13 protein-coding genes are annotated in these 17,936 nt (G+C 44.3%); 5 read left to right on the top strand and 8 right to left on the bottom strand.

What is annotated here, in order from left to right:
* Positions 1 to 30 precede the first annotated feature (30 nt).
* A complete protein-coding gene (locus HQQ92_RS06170) occupies positions 31 to 906 on the bottom strand; it encodes a 1,4-dihydroxy-2-naphthoate polyprenyltransferase (protein ID WP_173243963.1) in 876 nt (291 codons plus the stop codon).
* Between the two features lie 342 nt (positions 907 to 1,248).
* On the opposite strand from HQQ92_RS06170, the gene HQQ92_RS06175 reads away from it, so the two are divergent.
* The 4 genes from HQQ92_RS06175 to HQQ92_RS06190 all read left to right on the top strand — a co-directional run bounded on the left by HQQ92_RS06175 (position 1,249) and on the right by HQQ92_RS06190 (position 8,333).
* Positions 1,249 to 2,187, top strand: coding sequence for an SDR family NAD(P)-dependent oxidoreductase (locus HQQ92_RS06175; protein WP_173243966.1), 939 nt, complete (start codon positions 1,249 to 1,251; stop codon positions 2,185 to 2,187).
* 237 nt (positions 2,188 to 2,424) lie between these two features.
* Complete coding sequence (gene tesB, locus HQQ92_RS06180) at positions 2,425 to 3,291, top strand: acyl-CoA thioesterase II (protein ID WP_028761097.1); 867 nt, start codon at positions 2,425 to 2,427, stop codon at positions 3,289 to 3,291.
* 1 nt (position 3,292) lies between these two features.
* Positions 3,293 to 3,694, top strand: a complete 402-nt coding sequence (locus HQQ92_RS06185) for a YbaY family lipoprotein (RefSeq protein ID WP_028761096.1) — start codon at positions 3,293 to 3,295, stop codon at positions 3,692 to 3,694.
* A gap of 742 nt (positions 3,695 to 4,436) precedes the next feature.
* A complete protein-coding gene (locus tag HQQ92_RS06190) occupies positions 4,437 to 8,333 on the top strand; it encodes a S8 family serine peptidase (RefSeq protein WP_173243969.1) in 3,897 nt (1,298 codons plus the stop codon).
* Between the two features lie 85 nt (positions 8,334 to 8,418).
* On the opposite strand, the gene HQQ92_RS06195 is transcribed toward HQQ92_RS06190, so the two are convergent.
* Positions 8,419 to 9,300, bottom strand: a complete 882-nt coding sequence (locus tag HQQ92_RS06195) for a LysR family transcriptional regulator (protein WP_028761094.1) — start codon at positions 9,298 to 9,300, stop codon at positions 8,419 to 8,421.
* A 162-nt stretch (positions 9,301 to 9,462) separates the two neighbouring features.
* Between HQQ92_RS06195 and HQQ92_RS06200 the strand changes: the two genes are divergently transcribed.
* Positions 9,463 to 10,710 (top strand): MFS transporter, encoded by a 1,248-nt coding sequence (locus HQQ92_RS06200; protein WP_113941015.1) that lies wholly within the window; start codon positions 9,463 to 9,465, stop codon positions 10,708 to 10,710.
* Between the two features lie 16 nt (positions 10,711 to 10,726).
* Here the strand turns inward: HQQ92_RS06200 and HQQ92_RS06205 are convergent, their stop codons facing one another.
* The 6 genes from HQQ92_RS06205 to HQQ92_RS06230 all read right to left on the bottom strand — a co-directional run bounded on the left by HQQ92_RS06205 (position 10,727) and on the right by HQQ92_RS06230 (position 17,868).
* Positions 10,727 to 12,106: a sigma-54 dependent transcriptional regulator gene (locus tag HQQ92_RS06205; RefSeq protein WP_028761092.1), complete on the bottom strand. Its 1,380-nt coding sequence runs from the start codon at positions 12,104 to 12,106 to the stop codon at positions 10,727 to 10,729.
* Between the two features lie 4 nt (positions 12,107 to 12,110).
* Positions 12,111 to 13,907 (bottom strand): ATP-binding protein, encoded by a 1,797-nt coding sequence (locus HQQ92_RS06210; protein ID WP_173243972.1) that lies wholly within the window; start codon positions 13,905 to 13,907, stop codon positions 12,111 to 12,113.
* 129 nt (positions 13,908 to 14,036) lie between these two features.
* Complete coding sequence (locus HQQ92_RS06215) at positions 14,037 to 15,434, bottom strand: TRAP transporter large permease (protein ID WP_028761090.1); 1,398 nt, start codon at positions 15,432 to 15,434, stop codon at positions 14,037 to 14,039.
* Positions 15,434 to 16,090 carry a TRAP transporter small permease gene (locus HQQ92_RS06220; RefSeq protein ID WP_049821767.1) on the bottom strand — a complete coding sequence of 219 codons (657 nt, stop codon included), beginning with the start codon at positions 16,088 to 16,090 and terminating at the stop codon, positions 15,434 to 15,436. Before HQQ92_RS06220 ends, HQQ92_RS06215 begins: the two co-directional genes overlap by 1 nt.
* Before the next feature lie 59 nt (positions 16,091 to 16,149).
* Positions 16,150 to 17,169 (bottom strand): TRAP transporter substrate-binding protein, encoded by a 1,020-nt coding sequence (locus tag HQQ92_RS06225; RefSeq protein ID WP_173243975.1) that lies wholly within the window; start codon positions 17,167 to 17,169, stop codon positions 16,150 to 16,152.
* Between the two features lie 468 nt (positions 17,170 to 17,637).
* Positions 17,638 to 17,868, bottom strand: a complete 231-nt coding sequence (locus HQQ92_RS06230) for a hypothetical protein (protein WP_105252063.1) — start codon at positions 17,866 to 17,868, stop codon at positions 17,638 to 17,640.
* Positions 17,869 to 17,936: the final 68 nt, after the last annotated feature.

Raw genomic sequence — 17,936 nt, forward strand, 5'->3', positions numbered from 1 at the left:
TGGTGTAGCATTAGCTTAGCGGATTTACTCTTATGCGGTAAACACTAAACCCACGCTAAACAAGGTACTGAAAATCATGGTTAACTTAGCTGTGCGGCCGAGTAACGGATTTAAGGCTTCACCAGAAACGGCATAAAAATCGCTACTGAGTTTGCGGGCAATAAGCAGAGATAATCCCGCAAGTAGTACTGGTAAACCGGGTAAAATACCGAATAAAAAGCCAGCGATGACTAGACCAAAGGGCAAATAGATTAAGGCTTGGTAAAGCACTTTTGCCTGAGCTTCGCCAATACGTACCGCTAGAGTATGTTTGCCCGCTTGGGTGTCGGTACGGATGTCGCGAGTGTTATTCACCAACATTATCGCAGCGTTAAATAAGCCAATCGCACAGCCTAATAACCACGCATTAACAGTCGTATCGCCCGCCTGCAGATAATAACTGCCCACCACTGCCACTAACCCAAAAAAGACAAATGCCGCTACTTCACCGAGCCCATGGGAGGCGAGGGGATAGGGGCCACCACTGTAGCCAAGAGCACCTAAAATAGCGGCTGCGGCGAGAATGGCGATGGGCCAGCCTCCGTGCCAAATCAGATATGATCCCACGGCAAGCGCCATTAAGAGACAAAATATCATGGCATTGCGAACGCTTGTTGGTGAAATTAAACCACTTTGAGTCACGCGAACGGGCCCTAAGCGCTCGTCTGTATCTATGCCGTTTTTAAAATCAAAATAGTCGTTAGCGAGGTTGACGGCGATTTGTAATAAGACAGCACACAACATTGAAGTGGCAGCGATTAACCAGCTGTAACTCTCAAGATGCAGGGCGAGAATGTTGCCTATCAGTAGGGGACCTATGGCCGCGGGTAGCGTACGGGGTCTTATTGCTAAAATCCAAGGATTCATGGCGTCCAGTCATTATTGGTAAATGGGAATGGTACCGAGCAAGGGCTCAATTAGCGCATAGCATAACAAGATTTAACACGAAAGTGAGCACTATCTAATAAACGCATTTAACAGAGTTTGAATTGGCGCACATATGTTCACTGATGCAGGATGAGATTTGTCGTTAAGTTCAAAGAAAATCAAAAAAGTCTGTGTTTCCATAGTTAATGTTGATGGAGGCTTTGTGCTGTCCATGACATAGGCGTAACGCTAAATACTCTGTTTAGTAGATAGCATAGGCGGTTGTTACCCTATGCTCGTTATTTTTTGCCGCTACAACAATGCCGATAAGGACATATTTGGATGCGTTTTGACAATAAGGTGGCATTAGTCACTGGGGCTGCGGCTGGGTTAGGTCGAGCGTATGCCATCATGTTGGCTGAACGGGGGGCAAAAGTGATACTCGTCGACCAGCCGTTATCGTCTTATGAGTCAATTTCCACCGACGGCGCTCAGACGAGCCAAGCTAACTTAGAATTAATGCAGACCTATTGCAGCATTATTAAACTCGGTGGAGATTGCATTTATTTTGTGCTTGATGTGAGTCAGCGAAATGAAGTGAATAGCATGATTGAAGAGGTGATCCTACGCTGGCATCGCATTGATATCTTGATTAATAACGCGGGCGTTTATGGTGCTTGTCCCTTTGAGCACATTAAACTTGAGCAGTGGCAACGGCAATTGGATGTCGATCTCAATGGCAGCTTTTATCTCACTCAAGCTGTTTGGCCTTATATGCAACAACAGCATTTTGGCCGGATAATGATGACAACGGGAGCCTCGGCCTTGTTCGGTGACTTGCACCAAGTTGGTTTTAGTGCAAGCAAGATGGCGCTGGTCGGCATGGTGAATAGCTTATCATTAGAAGGTGAAATTCATAATATTCGAGTCAATAGTTTATGCCCTCAGGCCGTAACCGCGATGACGGCCAAACATTTAGCGAGTGCGATTCAGCCGCTATTTTCCTTTGAATCATTAACTGCTACTACGGCTTTCTTGGTGAGTGAACAGGCGCCAAATGGTCAACATCTACTCGCCGGAGCGGGCAGTGTTAGCCACGGCATGTTTGTCGAATTTCAGCCTATGTATTTTAATGAAGGTCTTTTTACGCCAGATAACCTCGCGCAGCAGTGGCCACAGTTACACCAATCCTTCCCCGTGACTTTGCACTCCTGTGGAGAGGATAAGGTTTTGTCTTGGTCTAAGTTAAGTGCGCTAGAACATCACATTAAAATCGATTGATTCATCATGCTTGTATTTGAACTAAGCCTGCATCTATAGCGATTTAAATGCAGTAAGTGGCTCAATAAAGCCGTAAATGCTAACCACAATAAATAACATAGACACTCCAGCGTGCCTCGTTTAATTCCTCACCGTTGGAGTGATGATTTGATTGTGAATAATCGATAGAAGACTGGTCAGCTTAATGCTAACTGAGTTACCCTTTAAGATTAATTGCTAATTACGCAGTAGGATCCCATGAGTCAGGTATTAGACGATCTTTTATCATTACTTTCCCTTGAGCAAATTGAAATTGGCCTCTTTCGTGGTCAAAGCCAAGATCTGGGTTTTGGGCATGTGTTTGGTGGTCAAGTGATGGGCCAAGCACTGAGCGCCGCAAAACAGACTGTAGCTGCTGAGCGTAAGATCCATTCATTACATTCTTACTTTTTACGTGCTGGTGACGAGAAGTTGCCGATTGTTTATGAAGTGGAAAATATGCGTGATGGCGGTAGTTTTAGCGCTCGTCGGGTTAGTGCTATTCAAAAAGGTCGACCAATTTTTCATATGACCTGCTCCTTCCAAGAACCTGAGGAAGGTTTTAGTCATCAAGCCGCTATGCCGCAAGTGCCCGGACCTGAAGGTTTGTTGAATCAGCAGGAATTGGCGCTGACGATGCGGGATAAAGTACCGCCGAGCATACTTGAAAAGTTTATGGCCGATGCGCCAATTGAGATGCGATTGGTCAATCCACTGCACCCTTTTGCGCCTAAAGAAACCGAGCCGTACCGTTATGTTTGGATGAGGGCTAATGGTCCTATGCCAAATGATGCCCATATCCATGAATATTTACTCGCCTATGCCTCAGACTTTAACTTTTTAGTCACGGCAGCTCAGCCCCACGGTGTATCCTTCTTAAGTCCTGGGGTACGAATGGCGACGATCGACCATGCGATGTGGTTCCATCGCCCGATTAATATGGGAGAGTGGTTGCTTTACAGTATCGATAGCCCTAATGCTAGCGGTGGCAGAGGTTACGTCAGAGGGCAGTTTTTCAATCAACAAGGCGAGTTAGTGGCTTCTTCTACCCAAGAAGGCCTGATACGCATGGTAAAAGGACGTTAGTATGTATCTGAAAATAAAATCGTTTATATTGTTCTCTCTCATGGCTGTCTTGCTCAATGGCTGCGTGACTGTAACACCTGATCAACCGATTATCATCAATGGCGCAGCTGGCTATCTAGAGAAGATCCCATTACCTCAAGGCTGCCAAATCATTATTGCCATTATTGATTTGAATACTCCAGGTGTCATCGTCGCACAAAAAACCTTCAATATCGCCAGAGCACCTGTGCCATTTAAATTTACATTGCCCGCTAAATCGATCGATAAAAGTATCCAATATGGCGTAGTGGCGATGATCAAGTTTCAAGACCAAGTGATATTCCAAACCTATGACAGGTTCCCAGTTATCAATAATGATAAGTTCACGACAGAAGTGTTAATGAAAGCGGTTATGGCGAATTAACCACTGGCCATAACTGCAATAATATTGTTTTTATATTGATGAAGATTTAGCCCTTTCAATTCGATATTGAAAGGGCTTTTTTGTGGTCAATAATCCGCTTGCTATGCTGTAAATGTGAGATTAAGTATTAATTTGCTCTATACAGGATTAAGAATATTAATGCATAAGTTAGTTAATTTTTTATAAGGGGTATCATTTTGTAAAATATTATACAAATACAAAATGCATACAATTTGTTAATTTAACGTTTCGTTTTTTGGTGATCTGTTGTTTCAGCTTATGGTATTTTGTGTTTATTTTGTAACTAATGATATTTATAAAAGAGAGTATTTATTTACGGGGATTTATTCTGTTTAACCTAATGCTATTTTTGAGCCGACACTTAAAGGTTAATTTTAACGCTATGATTTAATGTTTATTATTTGTTTTTATCGACTTTATACTACGACTTATCGTTGGGACATAAAACAGTCGGATAAAGGTTCTATGGATTTATTTTAACAAGGTATGAGGTTGTTCATCATTTACTGAATTACGTTCTGTTAATTTGCTGTTTTAATTTGTATCATCGCGTGTTACAAATTGTCGCGATAAAACTCAGTGATCATCATCACAGTAAATTGAATGGTTATTCATAAAAAATGTCAGTTACGGGTGATGTTTTTGGTTGTCGCAGCGTTTTCATGCCACCCAAACCTGAGTTTTATAAATCATACAACTTATAAGAATTAGGGAAGTCACAATGAAAACTAAAATAGCATTAGCAGTGTCTATGGCACTGTTATCGTCGGCGACAAATGCACAAACCGTATTATCACCTACGGGTGAAACCCTGCAGTTAGATATTCCAAGTGAATTACAAGTCACTTCATTACGCGGTAACGCTGCCGGAGCGGAGGTTAAGTTTGTACCAGAAGCAGATTTAGGTGAGGGTGAATATACTTATATCGTCCGTTTACGCGATAGTTCGGTTGCTAATTACCAAGGAACTATTCCAGGATTGAAAGCGACTAGTTCACAAAGAGTGCAGGTAAACGGTACTTCAAAAGTTGCTGTGAACGGTAAACTTGATGCTTCTAAAGCTGAAGTCAAAAGTTATGTTAGTTATTTGAAAGTAAAACAGAACCGATTTTTAGCTAACGCGAGTGCGGCTATTGGCACCAATCTGCAACCATTAACGACATATCAGTATGCGTTAAATGGTATGGCGGTTCGCATGACTCAAGCTCAAGCGAAGAAAATGGCTGAGTTACCTGAGGTTGCGTTTGTTGAGCGCGAGCGCATGGAGCAAATGGAAACCGACGTCAGTCAAGCGCTTATCGGTTCTCCTAATGTATGGGATGGCAGCGCGACGGGCACGAAAGCCATGGGTGAAGGCGTGATCGTCGGTATTATCGACTCAGGTATTAACTCAGATCATGCTTCTTTCGCTGATGTTGGCCAAGATGGCTATGACCACACAAACCCATTAGGTCAAGGCATCTATATTGGTGATTGTAAAACTGATTTCGCGAGCATGTGTAATGACAAGTTGATTGGAGTTCGCAGTTACTCTGAGATAACAAATAACTACGACGATGCAAAAGTGTTTGGTGACACCCCTCCAGCTAAAAATGGTGAGGATTACGGTGGGCATGGTACTCACGTTGCGAGTACCGCAGCAGGTAACATCCTAGTGAATGTGCCTTATGTGCAAGGTGAAACAGGTAAGTTAGAAAGCGATGGCATTGCGACAGGCCTTGAATTTAAACAAATCTCAGGTGTGGCCCCCCACGCGAACATCATAGCCTATCAAATTTGTAATCCGGGTAATGCGGGCGACACTTATTCAGGGTGTCCAAGTGCACCGATTTTAAAAGCCTTAGATGATGCGATTAAAGATGGCGTCGATGTGCTGAACTTTTCTATCAGTGGTGGTGGAAACCCGTGGAATAGTGCGACGGAACAAGGTTTTTTAGCCGCGCGTAATGCGGGGATTTTTGCTGCAGTGGCTGCGGGTAACACACGTGCTGCGACAAGCACGAGCCCTGCGATTAATCAAACACCTTACTCTACGCCTAAAAATGCACCTTGGTATACTTCGGTCGCTAACTCGACTCATAACCGTGACATAGTACGCGCCGTGGAATTTAATGGTAAAAACTATCATTACACTGCTGGTTCTGGTCCGGTTCAAACTGAAGTGCTCAAAGGTGTTCCCCTTTATGCTGGCGCAATTGATGCGACCAATTTTGAAGCCTGTAAACCGTTCCCAGCAGATGCCTTTAAAGACAAGATCGCCGTTTTAAGACGCGGTGTTTGCTCATTCGATATCAAAGTGGCCGCAGCAATGGAAGCTGGCGCTAAGGGTGTGATTGTTTTCAATAGAGATGGTGAAAATAATGCGCGTCTGACTATGTCGGGGCTGGATAAATTGAATATTCCAGCGGTATTTATTGGTGATATTGATGGCTTAGAATTGATTGCTGCTATGGCGGCAAATCCTGCTCTTGAAATCATGCTGTCTCCAACCCCTAAAGTTGCCAGTAAAGAAGCGGATGTTTTATCTGCCAGTTCATTGATTGGACCTAACCTGACTAACGATGTACTCGTACCCTATGTCGCTGCACCGGGCAGTGACATCTACGCTGCTTATTCCGACCAACAGTTTGGCCATGATGAAACAGGTACAGATCCTGCTGATTTCACTTTGATGTCAGGTACTTCAATGGCGAGTCCTCACGTTGCCGGTGCTGGTGCGTTACTTAAATCGCTGCATAAGGATTGGACGCCAGACAACATTCGTTCTGCGCTAATGATGACGTCAACGACAGCCCAAGCCATGAAAAAAGCCGATGGTAAAACCGTTGCTGATCCGTTTGACGTAGGAGCCGGTCGTATTCGTGTTGATTTAGCGGCAAAAACGGGCTTAGTGATGGATGAAAGTGCCTTAAACTACGAGATTGCTAATCCTTCGACAGGTGGCGATCCACGTAAGCTAAACATTCCAAGCATGGCTGATTCACGTTGTATTGATACTTGTACTTGGACACGTATTGTTACTGCAACGGCTGATGGTAGCTGGACTGCAAAAGGCGTTTCCGCAACGGATAAATTCGCGTTAACTGTGACGCCAGAAAGCTTTAATCTCAAAAAAGGTGAAAGCCAAACGATTACAGTGACTGCGGATGTGACTGACGTCGGTGCAAGTTGGGGCTTTGGTAACTTAGTATTAACGTCCGATACTTTCCCAACGGCTAATATGCCGATCGTAGCTAAGATAGCTAAACGCGATTTACCTGCTTTGGTTAATGTTTCAGCCTCACGTGATGCAGATGAACGTAATTTGGCGCACTTGAAAGCGATTGATCTACCGGGTGTTGCGGCGACAGTGACTGCACTTAAATTAAGCGCTACTTATGAATCAAGTGTGAAACAGGATTCAAATACCGATAGTGCATTTGATGATTTGGCCGATGGCGTAAAAGTATTTAGCTTTAATGTTGAAGATAAAGCTTTATATTTCAATGCATCAATCGGTAATACAACCTCTCCTGACTTAGACATGTTTGTGATACTCGATAAGAAAGACGGTAGCAAGCTTTCTATCGCGGCATCTTCTGCGTTTGGCGGTTCAAAGGAAAGTGTATCCATTAAGAACCCAGTGAAGGGTGAGTATATTGTCGTTGTACAAAACTATCAGGCATCTGCAGCCGATGCGGATGATGCCTTTAGTTTGAAACAAGTAACCTTATACGATGAAGCGGGTGATAACTTAACTGCAAATCTTACGGGTGATCATAAAGATTTCAATGTCAACTTAGCATGGAAACAAGCGATGCTAGTGGGAGATGCTGGCATAGCTATGCTGACGCTGACCACCACTGATGACAAAGTCGCACCTGTTAAAATTCCGGTCGTATTTGAGCGCGTTAGTGATGACGTATTACCTCCTCTAGGCAGTACTGTTTCTGGTGAATTAACACCTGGCACCGCTAAAGTGATGAAGACACGTATTGAAGCGAACAAAACGCAAGAAACCCGTGTTTACACCCTAGAGGCGTTATTACCAGAAGGTCACGAAGTGGCTAATATTAGCCATCAAGGCGCACAAGTGGGCAATAAGATCACTTGGACTATCGAAATGGCCTCAGCTGCTGCGGCATTAGATGTCACCTTTGACTTAGTGCCACGTAAGGCGAGTCAAGGCAACATAGTGGCATTGACCAACAAAGTGAATAACGACTCGGCTGAAATCTTGAAGCAGGAGTATCAATTTGATGTTCCAGAAGTGGCGCCAGTCGCTGTGATTGAAGCTCCTGCCACTGTCCAAGAAGGTAAACCTTTGTTCATCGATGCGAGCAAGTCGTCGGATGCCAACAATGATCCTTTGACCTACAAATGGACTCAGTTAGGGGGCGCCAGCTTTAACTTTGACGCTAATGCGGCCAAGCTTAATCTCGTTGCACCAAACGTGAGTGGCTCTGCTCAGACGGTTTCATTCCAACTGACAGTGTCTGATAACCACGGCAATAAAGATTCAAGTGTTGTGTCTGTATCTGTGACTGAAACACCAGCCAAGAAAGATGATGGTGGTGCCTTAGGTTGGTTAAGCTTGTTGTTGCTACCTTTTGCTTTTGGTCGTCGTAAACAAGGCTAAACCCTCAGAGTAAAATCGGAAGGTTTAATGGTAAGAGTGAAGGGCTGATATTGATATCAGCCCTTTTTGTATTTGCTGGTTTGGGTTAGCGATTTGACATTAAAAAATCGACAAAGGCGCGGTCTGCTTGGCTGACGGGGCGCTGCTTTTTCCATGCAATATGGAGGTTTAAAAATACCGGTGGATCGAAGGGTTTGGCTAAAATGTCATCTTTTGAGCTTATCGCCATCTCAAGTACACTGGTGATCCCAAATCCTTGGGAAACAATCTGTTTAATCAGATTAATAAGATTGGTCTCGAAGGCAATATTGGGCTTTTTGCCTAATTCTTTGGCTTGAGAGAGTATCCACTCACGGTGGAAATAACCTGTTTTGAACATCACTAATTCATGGTCGAAAAAGTCATGTAGACTCACAGCGCTATGTTCTGCTAAAGGGTGTTCAGCACCCATGGCGATCACCATTTGCTCACGGATCAACAGCTGACTATCAAATTCGGGTTGTAGGTCTTGGGCGGTAATGATCGCAATATCCACTTCTTCCTGTTGCAACATGCGCAGTGCATCCCGCGTCCCGCCTTCAAACAGTGATAGTTTCAACTCGGGGTATTTATGCCGAAAAGCCATTAAGCGCGAGGGGAGATAGAAAGAACCCAGCATGCCCGGCACGGCAATGCGGACCTCTCCCGAGGTGAGATTGGCCATGGCGCGGATTTGCGCTTCGGCCTGCTTAACTTGTTTTAGGATCAAAGTGGCGTGTTGATGCAGGACTATACCTTCGGCCGTGAGTGTGAGCAGTTTATCATTCTTGTTGCTCGTACGATTGACTAAGGTGACGCCGAGTGCGACCTCTAAGCGCTTGATACTTTGACTTAACGCGGGCTGAGCCATATTCAGTTTCTTGGCTGCGGCGGTAAAGCTGCCGGTATTGGCAAGGGCATCTAAATGTTTGAGTTGGCGAATATCCATTAATCGGGCTCGTACTATTTTATCAGTGGCAAGAAGTGTACTTTTGGTGCGCTATTTCTATAACAAAAATCAATGATTACGATAGAAATTATCTATTATTGTTATGTTATGCCCAGTGATAATCTTTGTCTATCCTATGAGTGATACTTGGTCGAGGCTCCCGTGCAAGCCGTATTAGATACTATGATTGACAATAAACAGCGTGACACCCGATTGATGTGGGCGCTCTGCGTCGCTTCAGTGGTGGTCTATATCAACTTGTATTTAATGCAAGGCATGTTGCCGCTGATTGCGGAACATTTTGCGGTATCAGGCTCTAAAGCAACCTTGATCCTGTCGGTGACCAGTTTTTCCTTAGCCTTTTCATTGCTCTTGTATGCGGTACTGTCAGATCGTATCGGTCGACACACTCCAATTATTGTCAGCTTGTGGTTATTGGCATTGTCTAACTTACTATTAATCTGGGCGCCGGATTTTAATGGATTAGTGCTAGTGCGATTGCTACAAGGTGCATTACTCGCTGCCGTACCTGCGATTGCCATGGCATACTTTAAGGAGCAATTATCACCGAGCACTATGCTGAAAGCCGCAGGTATTTATATTATGGCGAACAGTATTGGCGGGATTGTTGGACGTCTGCTCGGTGGTTTAATGTCGCAGTTTTTATCTTGGCAAGAATCTATGTGGTTGCTGTTTCTCGTGACGTTAGCGGGGGTGGCTTTAGTGAACTATTTGCTGCCTTCACTTGCCGATGCGCAGTCGATGTCACCCAGTAACACTGAGCCTTCCTTATCAAAACGCGCCCGTTTAGCGCAAGATCTTCATGGCTTTAGTCATCATCTCACCGATGCGCAAATGCGTTTAGTCTACGCGATTGGTGGTTTGACCTTCATGATGATGGTGAATCAATTTAGTTTTATTCAACTGCATTTGATGGCTCCACCCTATGAATGGAGTCGTTTCCAAGCTACCTTGATTTTCCTGTGTTATTCCAGCGGCACTGTTGCGTCATATTTTACTGCTAAATGGCTCGCCAAATTTGGCCAACATAAGTTGTATCAGTGGTCTTGGTGCGTGATGTTACTCGGTAGTTTATTGACCCTGTTTGATACGACCTTAACCATTAGCTTAGGTTTTTTAATGACCGCCTGTGGGTTCTTCCTTACCCACAGTTGTTGTAATTCCTTTGTTGCAATGCGGGCCAGTCGTGATCGAGCTAAGGCAACATCACTCTATTTATGCTGTTATTACTTAGGTGCTGCGATTGGCGGCCCTTATTTGATGATGTTTTGGCACGAGGCACAGTGGCGCGGTGTGGTGATGGGATCGTTAACCTTATTAGCCTTGATCGCCTTAGCTATCACCCGTTTGCATTACCATCAAACTCATGTCAAACGGGCGTTGGTCTAAAGCTTAAATATGCCTTTTAGTCATCGGAATTAATGTACTGTTTGCGGTCTAAATCGTATTTACGCATTTTGTCGTAGAGGGTTTTTCGGGGCAGTTCTAGCTGCTCCATTGTCTGCTTAATACTGCCCTTGTTGTGGCTAAGTGCTTCTTCAATCAGTACCCGTTCAAAAAACTCTACCCTTTGTAGCAAGGACATACTCGAGTGCAGGCTTGGAGTATTGCCTAATGTGCCAGCAAAGGCGGCTTCTCCGCCCAGCAGCACAAAGCGTTCGGCGAGATTACGTAACTCACGCACATTGCCTGGCCAGTCGTGGGAAGTAAGTATCGCGTTTTGCTCCGCATTTAAGGCGATAAGCGCTTTGTGATAGCGTGCCGATGCGACGCGGGCAAAGTGTAAAAAGAGTAACGGAATATCTTCACGGCGATCTCTCAGGGGAGGGATGGGCACAGTCACCAGATTTAAGCGATACAACAAGTCTTGGCGAAATTCCCCGGTGTCACACAGACCTTTTAAATCGACTTTTGTAGCCGCAATCACGCGAATATCTAAGTTGATGCTCTTGTTAGAGCCTAAACGTTCAACCTTACGATCTTCAAGCACTCGCAGCAGTTTTACTTGCAGCGACAGTGGCGTACTCTCAATTTCATCTAAAAATAACGTGCCACCATTGGCATATTCAAACTTACCAATGCGCATCTTATCGACGCCGGTAAAGGCACCCGCTTCGGCGCCAAAGAGCTCACTTTCAATCAGGTTTTCGGGGATCGCACCACAGTTTATGGCGACAAAGTTGGCTTGGCTGCGGCTACTGTGGTCGTGTAAATAGCGGGCAACAAGTTCTTTACCTGTACCGGTTTCGCCTTCAATTAACACATCCGCAGGCGTATCTATCACTTGCGTTATGATGTGGCGCATACGGTTGATGCCGACACTGTTACCCAAAATACGAGGGCCCGGTACGCTTTGGCTTTCGAGATCCTTTTTAAGCTTGCGGTTCTCTAAGGTCAGACTGCGTTTTTCTAAGGCGCGTTTAACCACATCGAGTATATGTTCGTTATTAAAGGGTTTTTCGAGAAAGTCGTAGGCGCCTTGCTTTAACGCATTGACTGCCATGGCAATATCACCAAAACCAGTGAGTAGGACAACGGGGAGATCGGGATCTTGCAGACGGATTTGTTGCATTAAGCTGATGCCGTCTAATTGTGGCATGTTGACATCCGATATCACCATTCCCGCCCAATCTTTATGCAGCAACTTAGCGATACCTTTGGGTTCTGTGGTGGCAAGCGCCTTAATGCCCTCCAGTTCAAATAGTTGAACGAGAACTGTGCCTATGTGCGGCTCATCGTCGATGATGAGAACAGAATAATCTTGAATTGAATTGGGCACACTCATAAAACTAACGTTCCTCGAGCAAGTAAATAGGTAAAATAATCTGGAAAATAGCGCCACCCTCTTCGGCATTGGCAACGTTAATTTGGCCTTGCATGGATTCGATAATACGTTGTGAAATCGATAAGCCTAGCCCCAGTCCGTGCCGTTCGTTGGTGGTAAAGTAGGGTTCGAAGATTTTCTCCATTTGGCTTTCACGTACACCAGGGCCTGAATCTTGGATACTGATGCAAAACTTATCTTCACTGGTCACGCGGATAACCAATTGGCGTTTAACCGATTGTTGCATAGCGACAATGGCGTTGCTCATAATGTTGACAAACACTTGTTGTAATCTAACCTTATCGCCCCAAACCTGATAGTTGCCGTTGGGTAATTGCACATCGAGTTCAACACCCTGTTTATCAATTGCAGGTTGAACTATGGTCAGGGCTTGCTTGATACAGCGGCCAATATCGGTTGCGCTATCAGCGCCTTGGCTCTTGCGGGTAAAGCTTTTAAATTGCCCAACAATATCGGCTAATCTATCGGTAAGTTCAATAATAATCTTGATATTATCCAGTGCCTTATCTTGCATATCACGGGCGAGAAAAGTTTGGGTATTTTGGGCATAGCTGCGAAGTGCCGCGAGTGGTTGATTGAGTTCATGGTTAATACTGGCAGATAAACTGCCTATCACTGTCAGTTTTGCCGCTTGGATCAGCTCATCTTGAGTATCTTTGAGTTGATTGTTGGCCTGCTGTAAGTCCTGAGTGCGTTCTTCAACTCGCTGTTCTAATAGGCTTTGCGCTAGTTGCATTCGGTGTAGATTGCGACGGCGCTCGGCGTTAAATAGGATGCTGAGTGCCAGCAAAAGATAAATACTGGCTGACAGTAACATCAGTGCGGGCAAAGAGGTCAGTAAAGGTTTGATTGGCGCTAAGATGTGTACTCGCCAGCCTGCCTTCGCCATTGATTGGTGGATGTCCATGTATTGTTCATGGTCTGTACCCGTTTGCAGCTGGTAGAGCATAGCTTGACTACCACTTTCATAGGGCGGCTTCATCAACAACTCTCCTATGGGACGTTCTGCATAGCGTTTAGAGGCATTAAGGGCATATTGCTTGGCTTGGGTAAGCGGGGTTAGTGATTTTAACCGCCATTCATCGATACTGGAAATAAAGACGATATCTTCAGGATCACTGATAAGGAACTGATACTGACCCGCAATCGCGATACTGGTACTTTGTTGCTCTATGTCGGCAATGTTAACTTTGACTATGATGGCCCCAAGTATGCCTTTACCACCTTGTTGATAAATAGGGTAAGAGAAATAAAATCCGCGCTTATCTGAGCTGGTACCCACTGCGTAATAACGGCCTAGATTGCCCGAGATAGCATCTGTGTAATAGGGTCTAAAGGAGTAGTCCTTGCCTATAAAGGAAAAACTTTGTTGCCAGTTACTGGCGGCAATGGCGATACCTAAGGCATCAATCAGATAGATATCGGATGCTTCGGTGACATGCTGAATTTCTTCGAGATATAAATTAAGCTCTTGAACTTTATCTAGATTCTGCTGGTCGTTCAGGACATTGGCGAGCATTGGGTTAGTCGAGAGCACGTGGGGAATACTTTCATAGCGCGATAGTGCACCATCGAGAAAACTGACTAATTCCTTTAGTTGTTTCTCCGATTGCTTTTGGATCTCGATTTTACCTTGATGCAAATGCACCCAGTAGGTCAGTTTGAGGGTTGCAAATAGGCCTGCAAGTAACACAACGGTCAGAAAGAGGCGTTTCTTGGCCTTAGGCGTCATGGGCAACATGGTGGTTATCCTGATAAAGCAACGGGATCAATAACTGATACTGCGCATAATAAAACAAAGCGAGCCTGACTAGGCTCGCTTAAAATCTATCTGTAATCAAGGGGTAATCTCACAACCTTGAATTGCAGACTAATATCCACGCATCGAATCCAACCATTCAGGTAAGAAGAGTGAAATCTGTGGTACGTAAGTAATCAGGGCTAAGAAGGCTAGCATCACGAGTAACCAAGGCAGAACCGACTGAATCACCCAACCAATACTGCGCCCCGTTATCCCCGCGGTGACAAAGAGATTGAGTCCCACCGGCGGCGTTAGCATACCGATCTCCATATTCACGACCATGATGATACCTAAGTGGATAGGATCTATGCCTAATTGCGTTGCAATAGGGAACAGAATTGGCGCCATAATGAGTACAATCGCCGATGGCTCCATAAAGTTACCGGCAGCAAGCAACAGTAAGTTAACGATGATCAGGAATCCCCAGGCGGGTAAACCCATGCTAACAATATACTCAGCAATAATGTGAGGGATACGCTCTGTGGTTAATACATGCGCAAATAGCATAGCGTTAGCTATGATAAACAGCAGCATGATACTGACCTTGGCACCATCGCGCACAACATGACGTATGTCTTTGTCGATAGGCGTTTTAATCAGTCCTAAGAACATATGGCCTAAGTTACGCGCAGTTGCTTTGGCTAAGTTTTCACCTTGATTCCGCCATGCCACGTCTTTTAATGGCCCGATATCACGGTAGCCAAATACCGCAATAAGGTAAGCATATACACAAGCCACAGCTGATGCTTCGGTTGGGCTAGCTACGCCACCATAGATAGAGCCTAATACGATAAAGATGAGTGCTAATCCACCCATTGCCTTGGCACTTGAAATCCCCAGTTGTTTAACGCCAGGAAAAGGACGTGAGGGCAAGTTTTTAAAGCGGGCAACGATATAAATGACGATCATCAATATAAATCCCATCATTAAACCTGGGATTAAGCCTGCCATAAACATTTTTGCAGCCGACACTTCCGTTGCTGCGGCATACACTAACATGACGATTGAAGGTGGGATCAAAATCCCGAGAGTGCCAGAGGTCGTGATCACGCCTGCAGCAAATTTTTCGGGATAACCTGCTTTTACCATGCCGACTATGACGATAGAACCAATTGCCGCAACAGTCGCAGGAGAAGATCCAGAAACCGCAGCAAACAGCATACACGCCATAACGGATGCCATCGCTAATCCACCACGGACATGTCCAATACTGTCCATGGCAAAATCGATAATCCGTCTAGCGACACCACCCGTTGATAGGAAGGCGGATGACAGAATAAAGAAGGGGATTGCGAGTAAAGTGTAATGCTCAGATGAAGACTCATACAGCTTGAGTGCAACTGAAGCTAAGGAGTCATTCGAGAACAATAAAATCGTCAGCATGCTGGAAAAACCTAATGCGATAGCGATAGGCATACCGAGAAACATACATACGAATAGGGCAGTAAATAGGGTTGCAATAGCCATTATTTAGCCTCCTTTTGGTCAGAGACTGGATCTACTTTAGCGTTTTTAGCGTTCTCATCGATTAAATGCATACTTTCTTTCGCTTCATCGGCAAATTGGAAGCCTGAGACTTGGTCACGCAGAATGGCGATAAAGAGTTCGACAAAACGCCAAGTCAACATAAAAAAGCCAATGATTAAAATACTTTGAGATAACCAAATCGGTATTGCGCCATCTTCAATATCTATTTTTAAAGTGTTCCAAGCAAAATCTGGATCAAGGCTTTTTAATATAAATTGTGGGAAATGAATGTCTTCCATAGGCAAACCGATTTGATACATCTGGCTTAAGTAATCCCAACTGCCTTTTAAAAAGAGTCCGCAGTAGACGATACAAACAAAGGCAGTAATAAGAGATACTATCTTTTTAGCCTTTGGCGCTAAATTTTTAACAAACGCATCGACACCAATATGGGCACCGACTTTAACCCCATAGGACATACCAAATAACACAAACCAACCGCAAAAGGTTAATGTAAGTTCTTGGATCCAAAGAAAACCCGTGTTGAAGAAGAAGCGGGCGACGACTTCTGAAAACACTAACAGCGTCATCAGAGTGATCAATAAATTGAGCACACCTTCTTCAATATAACCAAATATTCGCGATATCACAGCCATAATCCCCTCGCTGAAATGGCCGCCTAAGCTCGGTTGAGCTTAAGCGGCTATCATCATTATTATTTATTTGCAGCAACAGCAGCATCAATCACATCTTTACCGATTTGATCTTCAAACTTAGCCCAAACAGGTTTCATTACCTCAACCCATTTTTGACGTTCAGCAGGAGACAGGGTCACTAACTGTGAACGTTTAGAATCAAGGATTAACTTTTTGTCTTCATTGTCTTTTTCAGCAGCAATCTTGTTACCTAATGCGATAGATTCGTCTAAAGCTTCTTTGATGATCTTACGTTTGTCAGCTGGTAGACCTTTCCAGAAAGTGTCAGAGGTCACGACCATATAGTCGAGAACACCGTGATTACTCTCAGTGATTTGGCTTTGCACTTCATAGAACTTTTGTGAATAAGTATTTGACCAAGTGTTTTCTTGACCATCGATAGCGCGGGTTTGCAGCAGGGTAAAGACTTCAGAGAACGGTTTCTTTATAGCCATCGCACCGATGGCATCAAACTGAGCCGCTAAAACATCAGACGCCATTACGCGGAATTTTAAGCCTTTAGCATCTGCTGGATTGTTAAGTGGTGTGTTAGAGGAGAACTGTTTCATACCATTGTGTAAATAACCCAGTCCGACAATCCCTTTACGGTTCATTGAGTTCAGTAATGTTTGACCTGCTTCACCTTGTTGGAAACGGTTCACGGCATCCATATCATTGAATAAAAATGGTAAATCGAATACTTGTAGGCGTTTAGTGTAACGTTCAAACTTTGAGAGTGAAGGCGCGACAAATTGTACGTCGTTTAACAGCAGTGCCGCTAGTTCGTTGTTATCCCCAAATAACTGTGAGCTAGGAAATACACTGACTTTGTATTCACCTGGTAAACGTTGTTCAACGAGTTCTTTAAATTTAAGTGCCATTTGGCCTTTAGGTGTGTTTTCTGCCACTACGTGTGAAAACTTAATTTCAATCGGTTCTGCAAATACGTTAAAACTGGTCGCAAATACGGAGGCAACAGCGAGTATTTTGACTAAGGTTTTGAGTGGACGGGTCAATCCAGTTTGTTGATTCAATATCATCTTGAGTTCCTTTTTCTGTTGTTAGGATTTGTCCTCAGTCTTGGTTAGTTTGTTACCAAGTTTGAGTAGGAATACAGCCTTGATTTCCCTGAGGTCTGTCTTACTAAAGGCAAATACCACGCCAACTTACACTGGCTTCTGTAAGTGTTTGGTTACTAAAGTGTAGTTCATTTGATGTTTGTCACACTTTTAGTTTGGTGGGTGAGATCTCGCTCACAGTGATTTTGTGTTTGGGTGGAAACCCACCCATAGTGAAGATCGGCCCCAAATTGACGGCTCTTGTCGTTGCAGATAAATTAAACAAACTTAGTTATTTTGAGATCAAAAAAAGCCGTAAAAGTATGCGATATAACGACAAATATTGTGGTGAGCTGCTTTAGGAGAAGAAGTGTAGGTGAGATGTGGAGTCTATGGAGGTTAAGTCGATAGCTATCGTAGTCAATCAAGACACAATTCATTTGATGACTGTTAGTCATCCTCTAAAAGAATACGTTTAAGGATAGCATCGCTAGGTAACAAGGCTAAATGGCCTTGTTCATCAAAGTACCAACCGGTAATAAAGCCTTTTTGGCGCATGCTGACGAGATTATGCATGACTTCCCGCGCTTCTTTTAGAGCCGTTTGCTCATCGCAGGCGTGGGTATGCTTTAAATAAGTGGCAATATTGGCAAGAGAAGCTGATTGACTGACGCTGGCCATAATGTTGATCTCCAAAAATGCTAGAGCAGAATGAAATCAGGCTGAGTGTCGATAGTGCTTAGTATTTA

This window comes from Shewanella sp. DC2-4 (assembly GCF_013248875.1).
GTDB lineage: Bacteria > Pseudomonadota > Gammaproteobacteria > Enterobacterales > Shewanellaceae > Shewanella > Shewanella oncorhynchi.